15 protein-coding genes are annotated in these 18,678 nt (G+C 74.0%); 8 read left to right on the forward strand and 7 right to left on the reverse strand.

The genetic code is table 11. The features are described from left to right. Window positions 1-123: 123 nt before the first annotated feature. The 6 genes from NUM_RS14470 to NUM_RS14495 all read left to right on the forward strand — a co-directional run bounded on the left by NUM_RS14470 (window position 124) and on the right by NUM_RS14495 (window position 8,540). Window positions 124-2,358, forward strand: coding sequence for a serine/threonine-protein kinase (locus tag NUM_RS14470; RefSeq protein WP_225918573.1), 2,235 nt, complete (start codon window positions 124-126; stop codon window positions 2,356-2,358). An 8-nt stretch (window positions 2,359-2,366) separates the two neighbouring features. Beyond that, complete coding sequence (locus NUM_RS14475) at window positions 2,367-3,371, forward strand: PP2C family serine/threonine-protein phosphatase (RefSeq protein WP_207125362.1); 1,005 nt, start codon at window positions 2,367-2,369, stop codon at window positions 3,369-3,371. Further along, on the forward strand, window positions 3,368-4,654 hold the full coding sequence (locus NUM_RS14480; protein ID WP_207125363.1) for a VWA domain-containing protein: 1,287 nt from the start codon (window positions 3,368-3,370) through the stop codon (window positions 4,652-4,654). The genes NUM_RS14475 and NUM_RS14480 overlap by 4 nt, the downstream gene beginning before the upstream one ends. A 76-nt stretch (window positions 4,655-4,730) precedes the next feature. Continuing rightward, complete coding sequence (locus NUM_RS14485; protein WP_207125364.1) at window positions 4,731-5,750, forward strand: FHA domain-containing protein; 1,020 nt, start codon at window positions 4,731-4,733, stop codon at window positions 5,748-5,750. Window positions 5,751-5,764: 14 nt separating this feature from the next. After that, window positions 5,765-7,297, forward strand: coding sequence for a tetratricopeptide repeat protein (locus NUM_RS37670; protein WP_207125365.1), 1,533 nt, complete (start codon window positions 5,765-5,767; stop codon window positions 7,295-7,297). Next, window positions 7,284-8,540: an ATP-binding protein gene (locus NUM_RS14495; protein ID WP_207125366.1), complete on the forward strand. Its 1,257-nt coding sequence runs from the start codon at window positions 7,284-7,286 to the stop codon at window positions 8,538-8,540. The genes NUM_RS37670 and NUM_RS14495 overlap by 14 nt, the downstream gene beginning before the upstream one ends. Before the next feature lie 22 nt (window positions 8,541-8,562). Here NUM_RS14495 and NUM_RS14500 read toward each other — a convergent pair whose 3' ends face one another. The 6 genes from NUM_RS14500 to NUM_RS14525 all read right to left on the reverse strand — a co-directional run bounded on the left by NUM_RS14500 (window position 8,563) and on the right by NUM_RS14525 (window position 16,028). Next, on the reverse strand, window positions 8,563-9,420 hold the full coding sequence (locus tag NUM_RS14500) for a prenyltransferase/squalene oxidase repeat-containing protein (protein ID WP_207125367.1): 858 nt from the start codon (window positions 9,418-9,420) through the stop codon (window positions 8,563-8,565). Window positions 9,421-9,589: 169 nt separating this feature from the next. Beyond that, window positions 9,590-12,370 carry a bifunctional YncE family protein/alkaline phosphatase family protein gene (locus tag NUM_RS14505; protein ID WP_207125368.1) on the reverse strand — a complete coding sequence of 927 codons (2,781 nt, stop codon included), beginning with the start codon at window positions 12,368-12,370 and terminating at the stop codon, window positions 9,590-9,592. A 140-nt stretch (window positions 12,371-12,510) separates the two neighbouring features. Further along, the gene (locus NUM_RS14510; protein WP_207125369.1) at window positions 12,511-12,972 is read right to left on the reverse strand and encodes a hypothetical protein; all 462 of its coding nucleotides are present in this window, start codon (window positions 12,970-12,972) and stop codon (window positions 12,511-12,513) included. After that, on the reverse strand, window positions 12,972-13,787 hold the full coding sequence (locus tag NUM_RS14515; protein ID WP_207125370.1) for an ABC transporter permease: 816 nt from the start codon (window positions 13,785-13,787) through the stop codon (window positions 12,972-12,974). Before NUM_RS14515 ends, NUM_RS14510 begins: the two co-directional genes overlap by 1 nt. After that, complete coding sequence (locus NUM_RS14520) at window positions 13,784-14,704, reverse strand: ABC transporter ATP-binding protein (protein WP_225918574.1); 921 nt, start codon at window positions 14,702-14,704, stop codon at window positions 13,784-13,786. The genes NUM_RS14515 and NUM_RS14520 overlap by 4 nt, the downstream gene beginning before the upstream one ends. Window positions 14,705-14,771: 67 nt before the next feature. Next, window positions 14,772-16,028 (reverse strand): glycosyltransferase, encoded by a 1,257-nt coding sequence (locus NUM_RS14525; protein WP_225918575.1) that lies wholly within the window; start codon window positions 16,026-16,028, stop codon window positions 14,772-14,774. Window positions 16,029-16,095: 67 nt separating this feature from the next. Here NUM_RS14525 and NUM_RS14530 point away from each other — a divergent pair, with 67 nt between their 5' ends. Continuing rightward, complete coding sequence (locus NUM_RS14530) at window positions 16,096-17,370, forward strand: NHL repeat-containing protein (RefSeq protein WP_207125371.1); 1,275 nt, start codon at window positions 16,096-16,098, stop codon at window positions 17,368-17,370. A gap of 103 nt (window positions 17,371-17,473) precedes the next feature. Here NUM_RS14530 and NUM_RS14535 read toward each other — a convergent pair whose 3' ends face one another. Beyond that, window positions 17,474-18,025: a TetR/AcrR family transcriptional regulator gene (locus tag NUM_RS14535; RefSeq protein ID WP_207125372.1), complete on the reverse strand. Its 552-nt coding sequence runs from the start codon at window positions 18,023-18,025 to the stop codon at window positions 17,474-17,476. Between the two features lie 244 nt (window positions 18,026-18,269). Between NUM_RS14535 and NUM_RS14540 the strand changes: the two genes are divergently transcribed. Then, window positions 18,270-18,668 carry a nuclear transport factor 2 family protein gene (locus tag NUM_RS14540; RefSeq protein WP_207125373.1) on the forward strand — a complete coding sequence of 133 codons (399 nt, stop codon included), beginning with the start codon at window positions 18,270-18,272 and terminating at the stop codon, window positions 18,666-18,668. Window positions 18,669-18,678: the final 10 nt, after the last annotated feature.

Genomic DNA, 18,678 nt, shown 5'->3' on the forward strand with positions numbered 1-18,678 from the left:
CAGTGCGGGTCGAAGGCGGCCACTCCCCCGCCCGCGGTGCCCGGACCGGCGCGACCGACGTCCGGTCCGCCGGCCGCCGGCGGCGGGGCGCCCGGACCGACGTTCCGCCGGCCGGGAACGCCGGTGTCGCAACCGTTGCCCAGCGAGCCGAGCGTGCCGACCGGCGCGATGACCGGCGGCTGGCGGCCCACGGGCGCCACCGCCGGCTTCTCCGGCCGTACCGGAGCCGGGCTCGGCGGCGCGTCCGGGCTGGGTACCCGCAGCAGCCGCAGCCGGGCCACCGCGCGCGGCGGGCTCGGTGCCGGGCTGGTCGACGTACCGCCGGTGCCGCTGCGCGACCCGACCACGGCGGTGATGACCGACCCGAAGGTGTCGGAGTCGCGCCGCTACTGCGGCAAGTGCGACCAGCCGGTGGGGCGCTCGCGGGACGGCCAGCCGGGCCGGGCGGAGGGCTTCTGCCCGCAGTGCGGTACCGAGTTCTCGTTCCTGCCCGGGCTGACCGCCGGTGAGGTGGTCGACCACCGGTACGAGATCCTCGGCTGCCTGGCCTACGGCGGGCTCGGCTGGATCTACCTGGCCCGGGACCGGCACGTGTCGGAGGGCGGGGCGGACCGCTGGGTGGTGTTGAAGGGCCTGATCAACACCGGCGACCCGGACGCGATGGAGTCCGCGGTCGCGGAACGCCGGTTCCTGGTCGAGGTCGACCACCCGAACATCGTCAAGATCCACGACTTCGCCCGGCACCCGGACCCCAGGACCGGTGAGCTGATCGGCTACATCGTGATGGAGTACGTCGGCGGCCAGTCGCTGAAGGACCTCGCGATGGAACACCGCGACGCGGCCGGGCAGCGCGCCCCGCTGCCGTTGCCCCAGGTCCTCGCGTACGGGCTGGAGATCCTGCCGGCGCTGGGCTACCTGCACGGCCGCGGGCTGGTGTTCTGCGACTTCAAGCCGGACAACGTGATCCAGGCCGAGGAGCAGCTGAAGCTGATCGACCTGGGTGCGGTGCGCCGGCTCGACGACCCGGACGGCGCGATCTACGGCACCCCGGGCTACCAGGCGCCGGACGTGGCGACCCGCGGCCCGTCGGTGGAGTCCGACCTGTACACGGTGGGCCGCACGCTCGCCGTGCTCAGCTTCACCTTCAGCGGCTTCTCCAGCAGGTACGCGAAGTCGCTGCCCACGCCGGCGGAGATCCCGCTGTTCGCGCAGGAGCCGTCGTTCCACCGGCTGCTCGCCCGGGCCACCCACCCGGAGCCGGAGCGGCGGTTCGCGTCCGCGGCGGAGATGGCCGACCAACTGCTCGGGGTGCTGCGGGAGGTGCTGTCGGCGGCGGACGGGATCCCCCGGCCGTCGATGTCGACGCTGTTCACCGCGGAGCGCCGGCCGTTCGGCACCGCCGCCGGCGACGTGCCCGCGGGCGACGGCGGGCTCGACGGCCGGGAGGTGGTCCGGTCGCTGCCGCTGCCGCTGGTCGATCCGGCCGACCCGGCCGCGGCGTTCCTCGCCACCGTCGACGCGTCCGCGCCGGCCGAGGCGATCCAGGCGATGCGGCAGGCACCGGCGCGCACCGTCGAGGTGTCGTACCGGGTGATCCGGGCCCTGATCGAGACCGGTGACGTGGCGGCGGCGCGGGCCGAGCTGGGCCGGCTCGCCACCCCGGACGCCGACTGGCGGTACGACTGGCACCGCGGCCTGCTCGGCCTCGCCGCGGGGGCGCCGCGGGAGGCGCTCGGCGCGTTCGAGGCGGTGGCCGCGGCGCTGCCGGGCGAGCCGGCGGCGCTGTTGGCCGAGGCGGTGGCGGCGGAGCTGTCCGGCCGGGCCGACCTCGCCCTGGCCCGGTACGGCCGGGTCTGGCGGGTCGACCACGGGTACGTCAGCGCCGCGTTCGCGGTGTCCCGGCTGCTGCTCGCCGCCCGCGACCGGCAGGGCGCGATCGCGGTCCTGGACGAGGTGCCCGACTCGTCCAGCCGGCACACGCCGGCGCAGATCGCGGCGATCCGGGCCCGCCTGGACCGCTCCGGCGGGGCGCGTACCGAGGCCGACCTGGTCGACGCCGCGGCCCGGCTGGAGAAGCTCGGGCTGGACTCCGGTACGCACGCGCAGCTGTCGGTGGAGATCTTCACCGCGGCGCTGGAGTGGCTGGGCATCCCGGCCGACGCGGCGCCCGGCACCCCACCCGGTCGGCCGCCGCAGCCGACCAGCGGTACCGTGCTCGGCCGGCGGCTGGTGGAGCGCGAGCTGCGGCTCGGGCTGGAGACCGGTTACCGTGCCCTGGCCAGTCTCGAACGCACCCCGCTGGCGCGGTACGCGCTGGTCGACCGCGCGAACGCGGTCCGGCCGAGGACGCTCGTCTAGGAGGACACGTGGTTATCGCGCAGACGATCGACTGCCCGGCCTGCGGGGCGCCCGCGTCCGCCGGCTTCCGGTTCTGCGAGGCGTGCGGGACGCCGCTGCACGGCGTGCCGGCGCCGTCGGCCGCGGCCGAGTGGGTGTCCTCGTCGACCGCACCGCAACGGTGCGAGGCCTGCGGGCACACCGGGTTCAGCTCGGACGGGTACTGCGACCAGTGCGGCCAGCGCGGCCCGACCGGCCCGGACCACAGCGAGTTCGACCTCGGGCCGGTCGCCGGGGTGAGCGACATCGGGCACCGGCACGAGCGCAACGAGGACGCCTTCGCACTGGGTACCCTGCCGGGCACGCCGCTGGTGGTGGTGTGCGACGGGGTGTCCTCGTCCTCGCGCGGCGACGCCGCCTCGCACGCGGCGGTCGACGCCGCGCTGCCGGTGCTGCGCACGGCGTTGACCGAGGGTTCGCATCCGGAGAGGGCGATCGCCCGGTCGGTGCACGCGGCCCGCGAGGCGGTCACCGCGGTCGCCGGGCCGGACCAGGGCAACCCGCCGAGCTGCACGTTCGTCGCCGCGGTGGTCTCCGCCGGCTCGATCACGGTCGGCTGGGTCGGCGACAGCCGCGCGTACTGGCTGCCCGACGGCGGCACGCCATGCTGCGTGACCGTGGACGACTCGCTGGCGAACGAGCTGATCGCGTCCGGGATGCCCGCCGACGAGGCGCACGCCCAGCCGCACTCCGGCGCGCTGGTGCGCTGGATCGGGGTGGACGCCGACGACGGCCCGCCGAAGGCGCGGACCTTCACGCCGGAGGGTCCGGGCCGGCTGATCGTGTGCAGCGACGGACTCTCCCGGTACCGGTCGGCGCCGGAGGCACTGGCGTCGTCCACCCCGCCCGGGCCGCCGCTCGCGGTGGCCCGCCAGCTGACCCAGCTGGCCCTGGACGCCGGCGGCGTCGACAACATCACCGTCGTGGTCGTGCCGTACCCGCCGGCGGCACCGACCGAAGGGAGCGCCCAGTGAGCCCGCAGTCCGGTTTCACCGCCGAGGTCTACCAGAACCCCTACCTCGCCGCCGGCGCCGAGACCGTCGACGCGGTGATCACGGTGACCGCGGGCGAGGGCGGCGCGGCGCCGTCCCCGGCCGGTACGCCGAGCGCGGCCGAGGCGATCATGATCGACTGCTCCGGATCGATGGGGTACCCGCGCAGCCGGATGACCGAGGCGATCAAGGCGACCGGCGTCGCGGTCGACACGCTGCGCGACGGGGTGCTGTTCGCCGTCATCGCCGGCCGCAGCCGGGCCGAGCAGGTGTACCCGAGCCGGGGCATGGTGGCCGCGTCGGCCGACACTCGGGCGGCGGCCAAGCAGGCGATCGCCCGCCTGACGCCCAGCGGCGGTACCGCGATGGGCAGCTGGCTGGCGCTGGCGAACAAGCTGTTCGCCGAGGTACCGGCACAGGTCAAGCACGGGATCATGCTCACCGACGGACGAAACCAGCACGAGACGCCCGAGGCGCTGCGACAGGTGCTGGCCGAGTGCGAGGGCAGGTTCAGCTGCGACTGCCGGGGGGTGGGTGAGGACTGGGCGGCGAGCGAGCTGCGCACCATCGCCTCGGCGCTGCTGGGCAGCGCGGACGGGCTGGAGGAGCCGGCGGAGCTGCCGGCCGCGTTCCGGGCGATGACCGAGCAGGCGATGGGCAAGTCGGTCGCCGACGTGAAGCTGCGGCTGTGGACCCCGGCCGGTTCCACGATCCGGTTCGTCAAGCAGGTGTTCCCGCAGGTGGAGGAGCTGACCGGGCGCCGGGTCGCGGTCAGCGACCGGATCGGCGAGTACCCGACCGGCGCGTGGGGCGCGGAGAGCCGCGACTACCACGTCTCGGTGCAGGTACCGCCGGGCACCCTCGGCGAGGAGCGGCTCGCCGCGCGGGTCAGCCTGGTCTCCGACGACACCGTGATCGCGCAGTCGCTGGTGCTGGCCCGCTGGACCGAGGACGACGCGCTGTCCACCCAGATCAACGACCGGGTGGCGCACTACACCGGGCAGGCCGAGCTGGCCGAGGTGATCCAGCAGGGCCTGGAGGCGCGGGAGGCCGGCGACGACGCGACCGCGACCGCGAAGCTCGGCCGGGCGGTGCAGCTGGCCGACGAGTCCGGCCACGAGCAGACCGCGAAGCTGCTGCGCCGGGTGGTCGACGTCGAGGACGCGGCGACCGGCACGGTGCGGCTGCGCCGGGACGCCTCGTCGCTGGACGCCGAGCTCACCAACGTCCGATCCACCAAGACGATCCGGGTCAAGCGGTCCTGACGGGCGGCACTGCCCGCGCCGCCGGCGCCCGGTGACGGGGCCGGCACGACCGGCCGGTACGGATTCGAAAGGCTGCATGCACATGCCGACCTGCCCGAACGGACACACCTCGGCCGACGCCGACTACTGCGACGAGTGCGGCGCGGCGATCGGTGGCGCGGCGGCGTCCTCCGGGGCGGCCACCGCGGTGGCGACCGAGGAGCCGGCCGCGCCGGCCACCCAGACCTGCCCGCAGTGCGGCGCGACCCGCACCGGGCGGTTCTGCGAGGTGGACGGGTACGACTTCGTCGCGGCCGACCTGCGCGGGGACCAGCCGGCCACCGGCGCCGGCGGTTCCGGTACCGAGGCCGGCTCGGCGACCACGGCGCCGGCCGGCCCGTCGCCGTCCGGGCCGGCGGGCGACGACGCACCGACCGGTACCGCGGCGGAAGGCGACGCGCCGGACGCGCCGGACGCCGGTACCGCCGGTGGCAGCGGCCCCACCGGCAAGGATCCCGATCCTGCCGAGCCCGGCTCGGGCGGCGCGGGTACCGACAGTGCCGGCTCGGACAGCGCCGGCCCGAACGGTGCGGGTACGAACGGTGCGGGCACGGGCGGTGCCGGCTCGGACAGCGCCGGCTCGGATCGTGCCGGCTCGGACGGTGCGGGTACGGGCGGTGCCGGTTCGGCGGGGGCGGACGGTGCGGCGGCGGGGACGCGGTGGCGGCTCGCGGTGCGCGCGGACCACGACTACCACCTGCGGGTGCTCGCGATGAACGGTCCGGACGCGGAGCAGATGGAGTTCCCGAAGTTCGCCCCGGAGCGCCAGTTCGCGCTGCAGGACGACCAGGTGCTGGTGGGTCGGGCCAGCCGGTCCCGCGGCATCGAGCCGCAGATCGACCTGACCGGTCCGCCCGAGGACCCGGGGGTGTCCCGCTCGCACGCGATGCTGGTGCACGGCACCGACGGCTGGTCGGTGGTCGACCTGGACTCCGCGAACGGCACCTACCTCAACGACTCGGACGAGCCGATCGCGGCCAACCAGCCGGTACCGCTGCGCGACGGCGACCGGATCCACGTCGGCGCCTGGACCACCCTGCAGCTGATCACCGCATGATCGCCGGTTAGCCGGTGTCGTCGACCGACCCCGCCGAGCTGGACCGGGTACAGGCGCAGCTGGAGCTGGGCCGGGTCGCCGCCGCGCGGGAACTGGTCGGCGGCTACCTGGCCCGGCATCCCGACGACGCCCGGGGCCTGTGCCTGCTGGCGTTGTGCCAGCAACGGGACGGTTCGGTCGACGCCATGCTGGAAGCCGCCGAACGTGCCTGTGCCGCCGAGCCGCGGCTGGAGTGGGGGCACCGGTTGCGGGCGCAGGCGCTGACGCTGCTGGACCGCCCGGTCGAGGCGGTGGCCGCGGCCCGCACCGCGGTACGGCTCGGGCCGGACCGGTGGCAGTGCCACGCGATGCTGGCCTTCGCGACCAGCGCGCTGCCCGGCCGCCGCGCCGTACCGCTCGCCGCGGCGGCCGAGGCGGTACGGCTGGCGCCCGACCAAGCCGAGGCACACCACGCGCGCGGGCTGGTCCTGCACGCCAGCGGGCGGTTCGGCGCGGCGCGGCGCAGCTACCTGCGGGTGCTGCGGCTGGATCCGCAGCACGCCGGCGCGATGCGACAGCTCGGCCGCATCGCCGAGCGGCGCGGGCAGGCCGGCACCGCGCTGCGGTACTTCGGGGCGGCCGCGGCGACCGCCCCGGCGGACACCGCAGGCGCCACCCATCTGCGCCGCATCCTGCTGCGGATCGCCGGCCTCGCCTGGGCGACCGCGGCGATGCTGACCATCGTTCTGGTGTTCGGCCGGTACCCGGTCGCCTGGTTGGTCGCCGCCGCGCTGGCCGGTGGGTACCTGTGGTGGGCCGGGCGGGCGCTGCGCGCGTTGCCGGCGCCGGCGCGGGCGGCGGCCCGGGGCTGGTTGCGTACCGATGCGCGGTTGCTGGTGCGGGTGGTCGGCACCGGGGTGCTGGTGGCCGTGGCGGTGGCGGTGGCGGTGGGCGTCGGGTCCGCGGTGTTCGACACGCCGGGGCACGGCGGCGTGCTGCTGCTGTCGCTGGCCGGCTGGCTCGTGGCGCTGCTGGCGAGCGCGCTCACGGTCGTCGGCGCCGACCTGCTCGCCCACCGGCGTCGTCCGGTCACCGACGCGGGCGATCCGACCAGCCCGGACGGCGCCGGCACCCGCCTGCTGTTCCGGGTGTACTGGGCGAGCTGCGTGCTGGCCGCGGCTCTGTGGGTACCGGCGTTGCTGCTCGGCGCCGACCAACTCGTCCGGGCCACGCTGGGCGTCGCCGCCGGCGCGGCGTTCCTCGGCTGGTTCCGGTGGCTGCTGCGCCGGGCCCGCCGTGCGCGGCGCCGGTCGGCCGCCCCGCTGTGGACCCGGCTGGTGCGGCTCGCGCCGTTCTTCGCGATCGGCCGGCTGGCGAACCTGGTGTTCGCGGTGGCGGTGGTGCTGGTACCCGACTCGTACCGGGGGCTGCTGGTCGGCACGGCGGTGGCGCCCGGCATGCTGATCCCGGCCGGGCTGCTGATCCAGGGGGTCCGGCTGGTCGGCTGGGTCCGGGCCGGCGACCTGCGGGAACTCCGAGTTCGTGAGGTGACCGGTGACCGATCCTGATCTGCTCGCCAGCCTGGCCGCCGCGGTGCAGGCCAGGCCGGACGACCTGACGTTGCGGTTGCACCTGGCCGAGCTGCTGCTCGCCGTCGACCGGCAGGACGACGCGCTGGCGCACCTGAGTGCGGCGCTGGCGCAGGACCCGGCGGACGAGCGGACCCGCGCGCTGATGCGCCGCGCCCTGTCCGGCCCGGAAACCGCGTCCGACGACCCGGACGCGGAGCCGGTGTGGGACGGTTCGAGTACGGCCGCGGCGGGCTCGGACTCCGCCGGCCGCGACGAGGTTGACTGGGGTGCGTACGAGTCCGAGCTGCGTGCGGTGGCGCCGCGGTTCGGTACCGCCGGCGGCCACGACGACGCCGCGGACCGGGCCTTCGATGTCGAGCCGTCCGCGGTGCGGCTCGCCGACGTGGGCGGCATGGTCGAGGTGAAGCAGCGGCTGGAACTGGCGTTCCTCGCGCCGCTGCGCAACCCGAAGCTGCGCCGGTTGTACTCGAAGAGCCTGCGCGGCGGCCTGCTGCTGTACGGCCCGCCCGGCTGCGGCAAGACGTTCCTGGCCAAGGCGCTGGCCGGCGAGCTCGGTGCGGGTTTCCTGTCGGTGTCGGCGGCGGACGTACTGGATCGCTGGCTCGGCAGTTCCGAGCGCAACGTGCACGAGGTGTTCCGCTCCGCCCGGCGGCACGCCCCGTGCGTGGTCTTCCTGGACGAGGTGGACGCGCTGGCGGTACGGCGCAGCAAGGCCGGCGGCGCCATGCGGGCCACGGTCAACCAGCTGCTGGCCGAGCTGGACGGGCTGGAGAGCGACAACGACGGGGTGTTCGTCCTCGCCGCCACCAACGCGCCGTGGGACGTCGACACGGCGCTGCGCCGGCCAGGCCGGCTGGACCGGATGGCGCTGGTACTGCCGCCGGACGAGCCGGCCCGCGAGGCGATCCTCGGCTACCACCTGCGGGGCCGGCCGATCGCCGACATCGACCTGGGCCGGCTCGTCGCGGCCACCGACGGCTTCTCCGGCGCCGACCTGGCGCATCTGTGCCAGAGCGCGGCGGAGTACGCGATGCACGACTCGCTGGAGCGCGGCGTGGCCCGGATGATCGGGCCGGCCGACTTCGACCGCGCGCTCCGCGAGGTCCGGCCGTCGACCGGGCCGTGGCTGGAGGCGGCCCGCAACACGGTGCTGTTCGCCAACTCCGGCGGCGAGTACGACGAGCTGGCCGGCTACCTCAAGCGGCGCCGCCTGCTCTGACCCCTGCCGCGGTCCAGGCTGCTCAGCGGGCCAGGAAGTCGAGGTAGTCGCGGGCCAGGATGGCCTTCCACCAGTTCTTCGCGACCGCCCACTCCTGCGGGTGGGCGTCCCACTGCCAGTTCGGTTCCCAGCTGCCGTCCGGGTTCCTGGTGCGGCGCAGGTGGTCCTGCTCTGCGGCGATCAGCTCGGCGTACGGCGTGGCGAACTCGCGATGCCCGGGGCCGAAGAGCGACGACGGGCGCACCACGTAGTCGCCCCAGCGGGCCGGATCGCGCTCCAGCAGCGCGTCGATGTCGCCGGCCAGCCGGTCGGCGAACCCCGCCGGCGGCTCGACGCCGAGCGCCCGCAGATCGTCGTACAGGTCCAGCGCGCAGGGCAGCTCGGTCATCGTCACCGGGCCGCCGGCCACGTACCGCTCGATCAGCGCGGTCGCCTCGTCGGCGACCGGCAGCCCGGCACGCAGCAGGTAGCCGAGCAGCGCCGCGGTCGGGTTGATGCCCCACACCCGGTCGTCCGGGCCGGTATCCTGCCACCACGGCGCGTGCGGGTAGCCGTTGGTGGAGGGATCGGTGGCGTTCCACCGTCCGTCCGGCCGGCGGGTGGCGAGCAGGTAGTCGACCGCCCGCCCGACCAGCGGCACGTCCCGGTCGTAGCAGTCGATCTCGCGCAGCGCCGTGGTGGCCCGCCAGGTGCCGATCGGGGTCGAGTGCGGGGAGAAGTTGTCCGGCTCGATCGCCCAGCCGAACCCGCCGTCGTCGTTCTGGTACGCCGCGAGCGCCGTCAGGACCTGCTCGCGCCGGTCCTGGCCGCGGGAGTGCTCGAACAGCAACAGCTCCAGCGGCCGCGCGTTGCGCCGGATGAACGCCACCGTCGGATCCATCGCTGGTCCTCTCCCCCGCCGGTTTGCCACACCATAGCGGCGACCCCCGACACGATGTGGCGGCATCCGCCAGGATGGCCGGAGCCGAGCCAACCGATGTCCACAGTGGACATTCGGCGGGCCGGCGCGCCGCAGCCGGGCGGACCGGGTGCGACGCGCCGACGTACGGTCAGTTCTCGGCGACCAGCTGGTTGCGGCCGGGTACCTCGTCGGGGGCGAGGATGCGGCTGTCCCCGGGATACGGCTTGGTCCAGCCGGTCGAGGCGTACCACTCCACCCGGTTCTTCTGTGGCGTGTTGGACGCGTCCGGTACCGGCACGGTGCCGTTGTTCGGTTGGGCGTTGCTCCAGGTCACCCACTTGGTGAAGGTCGACCACTGGGCGGCCGGGATGATCGGCCGGCGCTTCGCCGCGCCGGGCTGGTGCGCCGCCGCCGAGTCGGACGACACCGCGGCGGACGACGTACCGGCCAGGCCGAAGGTCAGCGGCACCAGGTTGGGCAGCGCGTCGTACCGGCGGTAGTTCGGCGTGTTCGTGAACGCGTCGTACATCGGCTCGGCGGCGCGGTCCATCTGGTTCATCGGCTGGATACCGAGGATCTGCTCGATCGTGCGGACCACGTTCAACTGCGTGTGGTAGCCGGAGTCGACCGCGTGGTGCCGCACGTACGGGCTGGCGATGAAGGTCGGCGACCGGTGGCCGTCGACGTGGTCGACGCCGTCCTGCGAGTCGTCCTCCAGCACGAAGACGGCCGAGTCCTTCCAGTCCCGGCTGTGCGAGACGGTGTCGACGATCCGGCCGACGGCCAGGTCGTTGTCGGCCGCCATCGCCGTCGGGTACGGGTCCCGGCCGCTGGTGCCGTTCGTGTGGTCGGTGTTGACCCACATGATGTTCAGCTGCGGCAACGTGCCCTGCCGCTCGTACTTCGCGAACTCCTGCTGCCAGATGTCGACCCGGTACTGGTCCGGGATGTCCATGTTGAATGTCGGGTAGTCCGGGTTCATCACCTTGGCCAGCGACGGCACGTCGGTCGTCGTCGGGTACGCGCCGGTCGCCACCGGCGGCTCGCCGTCCTGCTTGCCTTCCAGGACCCGGGACGAGGTGTACCAGTCCTGCCAGCTCGGCGGTGGCGACGGCAGCGTCATCCGGCCGTACTCGCCGTAGTCGCGCACGCTGACGCCGGCGCGTTCCGCCGCGTCCCACAGGAAACCGTTGCGCTGGTAGAGCAGCGCGTCCTGCTTGTCGTACCCGCGGTAGAAGGAGGCGAACTCCTTCTCCAGGTAGTCGTTGGCGTCGGCCTGGTCGATCCAGTTGTGCCCGTCGGCCGACAGGGTGGCCGGGTCGTAGAAGTTGTCGAACAGGGTGAACTGGTCGGCGATCGAGTGCAGGTTCGGCGTGACCGGGGCGCCGAACTGGGCCAGTGTCGGGTCACCGTTGCCCCGGCCGGCATCGCCGAGGATCTGGTCGTAGGTGCGGTTCTCCTTGATGACCAAGAACACGTGCTTGATCTTCGAGGGCTCGCCGAGCCGGCGCGGGACCGCCACCGGCCTGGCGTCGGAGGAGCCCTTCTGGTCGGTCGCGCCGGACGCGAGCAGGTGCTCCCAGTCGTTGTTGACGAACACCTGGTGGGTGTAGTCGCCGAGCTGCCGGGAGTCCGGCTGCCGGTAGACGGTCACCGAGCCGGTGTCGTTGTACGTGTTGTGCCCGGTGGCGACGCCCCCGCCGGGGAACGTGCCGGGGCCCTTGTCGACCGAGGTCTCCGCGCCGCGCGCACCGATGCCCTTGTCGTTGGTGACGACCAGCCTGCCGACCGCCTCGCTGTACTGCACGTCGACCGGGTACCAGTCGGTCGGCACCAGCCCCTGGTAGCGCACCGGTTCCCGCGGCCCGTCGTACCGGTACTGCGCGATCGCGTTGTCCCGGCCGATGGCGACGAGCAGCGTGTGCCCACCCACGATGGTGATGGAGTCGGGGTTGCTGCCCTCGTCGGAGCCGGGCAGCGGGTTGACGTTGAACGTCTGGGTGACCGCACCGCTCGCGGTGTCGATGATGGAGACGCTGTCGTTGTTGGCGTTGGCCACGAACAGCGCCCGGCCGTGCCGGTACTCGAAGGTGGGTTGCAGGCCGACCCGGATCGTGCGGGTCTCGGTGCCGGTGGTGGTGTCCACGACCGACACGGTGCCGGTGCTCGCCGCACCGGTGGTCGGGTCGGCCACCAGCGAGGTGCCGCCGGAGGTGTTGACGAAGTCGCCGTCACCCGCGGGCCGGCCGCCCTGGTTGCTCACGTACGCGTCGTCGCCGACCACCACCACGCCGCGCGGCGCGTTGCCGACCGGGATCGTGGTGGTCAGCGTGTTCGTGGCGGTGTCGACGACGCCGAGCGCGTTGAGGTAGTTGAGCGCCACGTACAGCTTCGATCCGTCCGCCGAGAGCGCCATGCCGGCCGGCAGGTACTTGTGCTTGGCGTCCCTCATCGGGATGATCGTCGGCGATTCGGCGACCGTACCGTCGTCGTTGACGTGGAACCGCACCAGGTCACCGGCCTGCCCGAACCACAGCGTCGACCCGTCCGGCGAGTAGAGCGGGGCGTCCGGGCTGTTCTTGTGGTCGCCGAGGTAGGGGTCGTCGGTGCTGGTGGCGGTGCCGACCTGCTGGATGACCGCGCCGCTGGACACGTCCATGATGGTGAGGAACCCGGTGCCGTGCAGGTACGTCTCGGCGGCCAGGTACCTGCCGTCCGGGCTCAGCGTGCTGGCCAGCAGCCGGCCGTTGTCGACCAGGTGCCGGTCGCCGGCGGGCTTGACCCACTGGTCGTCGGGGAGCAGCACGCCCCGGGCGGTCTCGGTGCCGTCGACCTGATGGTCGCCGAACGACACGCTGCCGGCGATCGCCGCACCGGAGGCGGCGACGACGAGGCCGAGCACCACCCCGGCGGCCATCAGCCCGGGCAACCTTCTCCTGCGTTTCGCTTGCTGGGGTCGGAAACGAAGCACGAGCGTCCTCCTGACGAGGGGGGTCGGAGAGCCGTGGGCACGCGGAACCTGCCGGCCGGGGTCGGCAGCGGAACGGGTCGGTCGGGGATCGGATGGGGTCAGGTCGTGAAGCAGCCGTCGAACTCGTACAGCGGGTTGGGCACGGTCGTCCCGTCCGGCGTGCGGATGTTCTGCTGACCCACGTACCCGGACGGGCCCTGCGCGGTGTAGCAGCCGTCCGGCTGCACCGAGACCTCGTACCCGAGGGTCTGGGTGTGGCCGTCCGGTGCCGGCCAGTGCACCAGGCAGGTCCAGCCGGGTCCGGCGCCGCTGCCGGAGTTGTGGGTGCTGCCGGGCACCGCGGTGACACCGGGTTTGACCGCGCCGCCGCGGAAGCAGCGGGCCCACGCGTTGTCCGCGGTGCTCTGGTCGGTGTCACCGAGCAGCCGTTGTTGCAGCCGGTACATGTTGCGGAAGGTGGGTCCGAGGCTGCCGGCCAGCGTCGCGCCGGTGATGCCCGGACCGCCGCACCCTGCCGCCAGCGACACCAATCCCAGCAGCAGGACCAGTGTCCGGCGCATCAGCCCTCCGTGAAGTCTCGGCGGTGCAGCAGCAGGTATCCGATTCCGAGGCAGGACATTAGGTACATCGCACTCAACACGGCGCTCGTTACCAGCGGCTGGTAGTACCGGTCCGCGGTGAAGAACCCGTGCCAGGCCTCGAAGTTCGCGGTCAGCAGCAGGTGCCGGAGCGGGTCGACGCCGTTGACGAACGAGGCGAGCTGCATCAGCAGGCCCACCATGGTCGGGATGATGATGCCGGCCGGGCCGTTGCGGGTGGCGATCGAGCACAGCATCGCCAGCGCGGCGAACCCCAACGCGGCCGGCAGCACGCTCGCCCAGGCCGCGAGCACCAGCCCGGTGGCAGCGCCACCGCCGATCAGCGTGCCGGACAGGCCGACCAGCGGCTGGTGCCCGAGCACCACGACCCCGGCGGCGAGGCTGGAACAGGCCAGCAGACCCACGAACACCACCGTGTACGTGCCGGCGGCCAGCGCCTTGCCCGCGAACACCGCGCCGCGGCCGGCGCTGCGGGTCAACAGCGTCTTCCAGGTGCCGTACCGGTCCTCGGCGGCGAAGATGTCGCCCGCCACCAGGCTGATCAGCAGCGGCAACGCGTACTGCGTGGTGAAGACCAGCACCACCAGCGGCGTCGCGAAACCGGTCAGGTGCACCCACCGCCCGAACAGGGTGTCGGCCGGTACCGCGTCCTGCAGCCGCAGCGCGGCGACGAACAGCCACGGCGCGAGCACCGCCACCCCGAACACGGCGCGCACCCGCCACTGGGCGGTGAGCTTCTCCAGCTCCCAGCGGTACAGCGTCAGCGCGTACCTCACCCGTCTTCTCCCGTCGCGGCAAGGAAGAGCTGCTCCAGCGAGGTGCTGGTCTGCGCCAGCGCCCGCACCGTGACCCCGGCCCCGGCCAGCGCCAGCAGGTAGTCGTCCAGGTCGGCGGTCTCGGCGCGGACGGCCAGCCCGCCGTGCCGATGCGGCTCGACCTCGATGCCGACCCGGCCCCGCGCCGCCGCACCGGCCGCCGCATCGTCGCTGGTACGCAGGTGGTGCGCCGGCGCGGGTGCCCTGTCCCGCAACGCATCCAGGGTGCCGTGGTAGGCGACGCTGCCGGCGGACAGGATCGTCACGTCTTGACACACCTGCTCGACCTCGGCCATCAGATGGCTGGACAGCAGCACCGTGCGGCCGTCCTCGGCCAGCTCCCGCACCAGGGCGCGCATGTCCCGCATCCCGGCCGGGTCGAGGCCGTTCGCCGGCTCGTCCAGGATCAGCAGCCGCGGCTCGCGCAGCAGGGCGGCGGCGAGGCCCAACCGCTGGCGCATCCCGAACGAGAAGCCCGACACCTGGTCGGCGCCCCGGCCCGCCAGCCCGACCCGGGCCAGCAGCTCGTCGACCGTGTCGACGCTGGCGTGCCTGCCGTCCAGGCCCGCCAGCAGATCCAGGTTGGCCTGCGCGGACAGGTAGGGATAGAAGCGGGGGCTCTCCACGAAGCCGGCCACGCCGGTCGGCGCCCGGTGCGGCACGACCCGCTCGCCGAGCACCCGGACGGTGCCGGAATCGGGCCGTACCAACCCGAGCAGCATCCGCAGCAGCGTCGTCTTGCCGGCGCCGTTCGGGCCGAGCAGTCCGTGCACGGTGCCTGGGGTCACCCGCAACTCCACCGTGTCGAGCGCGCGGACAGCACCGAACCGCTTGACCACGCCGGTCAACTCGACGGCAGGTTCCGCAGGTCTCGGCACCCGCAGAAGCTAGCAGCGCCAGCCGAAGTCGAGCAAACACCGAGGTGACACGGTGCCGGCCGGCCGGTCACCGATAGGTACGGCCCTTCCAGGCGGCGCCGCGACCCCGGTGATGCGCGACCGCGGACTGCACCGTCATCGCCGCGTACAGCAGGCCGGTGGCCGGCAGGGCCAGCGCGGCGATCGCGGGCTGCCGGTAGTAGCGCAGCATCGGCAGGTACGTCGCCGCCATCAGCAACCACGCCGCGGCACCGAGCCCGGCCAGCGGCCACCGCCCGCTCAGCGCCCCGACCACGGCCGCCGCCACCGGCACCGCGAACAACACCAGCAGGCCGAGCACCGTACCGGCGAGCAGCGCCAGGTTGTGCCGCAGCTGGGCGTACGCGCTGCGGGCCACCATCCGCCACAGCGAGCGCAGCGTCGGGTACGGGCGGACGGAGTCGACGCCGTCGGCCAGGCCGAGCCAGATCCGGCCCCCGGCCCGGGCCACGCCGCGGGCGAGCGACACGTCGTCGATGACCGCGCCGCGGATGGCCGCCACTCCCCCGGCAGCGGCGAGCGCGCCGGCCCGTACCAGGGTGCAGCCGCCGGCCGCGGCGGCGGTCCGCGCGGACGGGCGGTTGACCCAGCGGAACGGGTAGAGCAGCGCGAAGAAGTACACGAACGCCGGCACCACCAGCCGCTCGGCCGCCGAGACGGTACGCAGCCGCGCCATCTGCGACACCAGGTCGAGCCGGTGCCCCTGCGCGGCCGTGACCAGCGCGGTCAGCGACCCCGGCCGGTGCGCGATGTCCGCATCGGTCAGCAACAGGTACTCGGCGGGCTCGCCCGCCCGCGCCCCGAGCGGCCCTCCGCCCACCGGGGCGGGCTCGACGGACGGGGCGGGTTCGGCGCTTGCCGTTGCGGCGGCGACGCCGGCGCGCAGGGCCCACAGCTTGCCGGTCCAGCCGGGTGCCGGTTCGCCCGGCGACAGGACCCGCAGCGGCAGCCGGGCGGTCGGTGCGGCGGCGAGCGCGGCGGCCAGTTCGGCGGTGCCGTCGGTGGAGTTGTCGTCGACCAGCAGCACCCGGGCCGGGCCCGGATAGTGCTGCGCGAGCAGCGTCGGCAGGCTGTCGGCGAGCACCGCCGCCTCGTCCCGGGCCGGTACCACCGCGACCACGCTGGGCCAGCGCACCGGCGGGTCGCCGGGCGGCGGCAACCGCTGGTCGGTACGCCAGAAGCCGCCGCGGGCCACCGCGAGCCACAGCCAGGCCGCGAGCGCCACCGCCGCGAGCACGGTGAGGATCGCCACGATCAGCGCCAACACGGCGAGCAGCGTACGCATCCACGATCGGCGCGAATCGTTGGGTACCGTACGTGATCATCACGTCGCAATGAGGAGTGGTGCAGCGATGCGTCGGGTCACCATGGTCGCCGCCGGGCTGTTCACCGCGCTGCTGGTCGCCGCGCTCCCGACCGCGGGAGCGAGCGCCGGCGGCGCGCAGTCCACCGTCGTCTCGACCGACCCGGTCGACTGGACGCCGAACGTCCTCGACGGCACCGTGTACGCGGTCGCTGTGGTCGGCGACGAGGCGATCGTCGGCGGCGACTTCCACCGGGTCGCCAGCGCCGACGGCACCGTCCAGGTGACCCGCGACGGCCTGTTCGCGTTCCGGCTCGGCACCGGCGCGATCTCCACCCGGTTCGCGCCGCAGCCGAACGGCACCGTCCGCGCGCTCGCCGCTGGCCCGGACGGCACCGTGTACGTGGGTGGCTCGTTCACCGAGCTCGCCGGCGGCGCGCACCACGGCCTCGCGCGGCTGTCGGTCGCCGACGGCTCCGCGGCGCCGCAGTTCACCGCCGGCGTCGACACCGGTACCGTCTTCACCCTCGCCGCCGACGGCTCCACCCTGTACGCCGGGGGCACGTTCGGCGCCGTCGGCGGCACCGCGCGGCCGGCGCTGGCCCGGCTGTCCGGGCGCACCGGCGCGGTCGACACCGGCTTCGACGCGTCCGTCGCGCAGCAGCGCTCCGGCCGGCTGCGGGTCAGCAAGCTGGCCCTGTCCGGTACCGGTGCGCTCGCCGTCATCGGCACGTTCACGCAGGTCGGCGGGCAGTCACGGAACCAGCTCGCGGTGGTGTCGGCGAGCACCGGAGCGGTGCGCGACTGGTACACCGACGCCTACCAGCCGCAGTGCAACGAGGCGTACAACAGCTACCTGCGCGACGTCGACTTCGCGCCGAACGGGTCGTCGTTCGTGGTGGTGACCACCGGGCACCAGGCCGGGCCGACCGCGATGTGCAACGCGGCGGCGAAGTTCGCGCTGGCCGGGTCCGGCGCGCACGACCCGGTCTGGGTCAACCGCACCGGCGGGAACACGCTGCTGTCGGTGGCCTGCACCGGCGCCGCGGTGTACGTCGGTGGGCACCAGAAGTGGCTGGACAACCCGTACGGCGACAAGTCGGCCGGCGCCGGCGCGGTGTCGCGGCCCGGCATCGGCGCGATCGACCCGGACACCGGCAAGGCGCTGGCCTGGAACCCCACCCACGACCGCGGCAACGGCGTGGACGCGCTCGTCACCTACCCGGCCGGCAGCGGCCACCCGGGCGGGCTGCTGGTGGGCAGCGACACCGAGCACATGGGCCACGAGTACCACGCCCGGATCGGCGCCTTCCCGCTGTCCTGACCGCACGAAGCCGGGCCGCGACGCTCTCCCTGGCCCAGCCGACGAAGCGGCCGCCACCCCGGGCCGCCGTCGTGAATCCGCCGCCGACCGCGAGCGGATCACGTCAGCGCGGACGCAGACCGTCGAACATCATCCGCAGCGTCGCGGACCGCAGCGCGTCGTCGGCGATCCGCGGTACCGCCCGGGACGCGCCGTGGATGAACGCGAAGACCTGCCCGACCGCCACGTCGTCGCGCACCGCGCCGGCCCGCTGGGCCCGGTCGAGCAGGGTACCGACCGCCTTCGTCACCCGCTCGCGCACCGGCGCGACCACCTGGTCGGTACCGACACCGGCCCGTTCCAGCGCATCCGCGTAGGCGATCTTGAGACTGGACGCCTCGACGGTACGGGTCAGGAAGTCGAACAGCGCCGCGCCCGGGTCGGCGGCATCGGCGAGCCGCTCGGCGTCGTCGGCCAGCGTCTCCAGCCGGGCCGCGAGCACCGCGGACAGCAGCGCCTCCTTGGTGGGGAAGTGCCGGAACACGGTACCCACGCCGACGCCGGCCCGGCGCGCGATCTGCTCGGTGGAGGCGCCCAGCCCGTCGGCCGTGAACACCTGCTGCGCCGCGTCCAACACCTTGGCGCGGTTGCGCGCCGCGTCCGCCCGGGGACTCATGGCCGGGCTCCGCTGCGCTCCGATCGGCCAGGAGACACGAGGGCACAGCACCCACGACTCGCTCGCTGACGCTCACTCACGGCCGGGCTCCGCTGCGCTCCGACCGGGCACAGCACCCGCGATTCGCTTGCTCATGCGCACTGCTCCGACACGTCTACCCCCTGGACAAACGGAGTCACCACTCCGTATCGTCAAAAGCGGAGCGGCCACTCCGAATTCTACGTCGCCACTCAGGGAGTTCACCATGTCCGACCCCGCCACCCCGCGCCAGGTCTTCGAGAGCCTGCTGCGCGGCATCACCAGCGGCGAGCTCGCCGACCTCTGGCAGCTGTACGCCGAGGACTGCGTCGTCGAGATCCCGTTCGCCCGGCCCGCCCCGCTGCGGTACGAGGGGCTCGCCGCGATGAAGGAGCACTTCACCAACCCGCTCGCGCACCGCATCGACCTCAGCGCCGAGGACGTCGAGGTGCACCGGACCGACGACCCCGAGGTGATCGTCGGCGAGTGGGTCTACCGGTTCAGCGCCGGCGGGAAGACCGCGGTGTCCCGCAACATCCAGGTGATGCGGGTCCGCGCCGGCAAGATCGTCTGGTCCCGGGACTTCCACGACCACGCCGCGGTCGCCGCGCTGCTCACCGACTGACGGCGAGCCG

The sequence above is a fragment of the Actinocatenispora comari genome (assembly GCF_017312725.1).
Taxonomy (GTDB): Bacteria; Actinomycetota; Actinomycetes; order Mycobacteriales; family Micromonosporaceae; genus Actinocatenispora; species Actinocatenispora comari.

Coding starts and splice junctions, on each gene's coding strand:
- NUM_RS14540 (WP_207125373.1), top strand. CDS start 18,270: ATGTCCGACCCCGCCACCCCGCGCCAGGTCTTCGAGAGCCTGCTGCGC.
- NUM_RS14500 (WP_207125367.1), bottom strand. CDS start 9,420: ATGGATCCGACGGTGGCGTTCATCCGGCGCAACGCGCGGCCGCTGGAG.
- NUM_RS14485 (WP_207125364.1), top strand. CDS start 4,731: ATGCACATGCCGACCTGCCCGAACGGACACACCTCGGCCGACGCCGAC.
- NUM_RS14530 (WP_207125371.1), top strand. CDS start 16,096: ATGCGTCGGGTCACCATGGTCGCCGCCGGGCTGTTCACCGCGCTGCTG.
- NUM_RS14525 (WP_225918575.1), bottom strand. CDS start 16,028: ATGCGTACGCTGCTCGCCGTGTTGGCGCTGATCGTGGCGATCCTCACC.
- NUM_RS14510 (WP_207125369.1), bottom strand. CDS start 12,972: ATGCGCCGGACACTGGTCCTGCTGCTGGGATTGGTGTCGCTGGCGGCA.
- NUM_RS14535 (WP_207125372.1), bottom strand. CDS start 18,025: ATGAGTCCCCGGGCGGACGCGGCGCGCAACCGCGCCAAGGTGTTGGAC.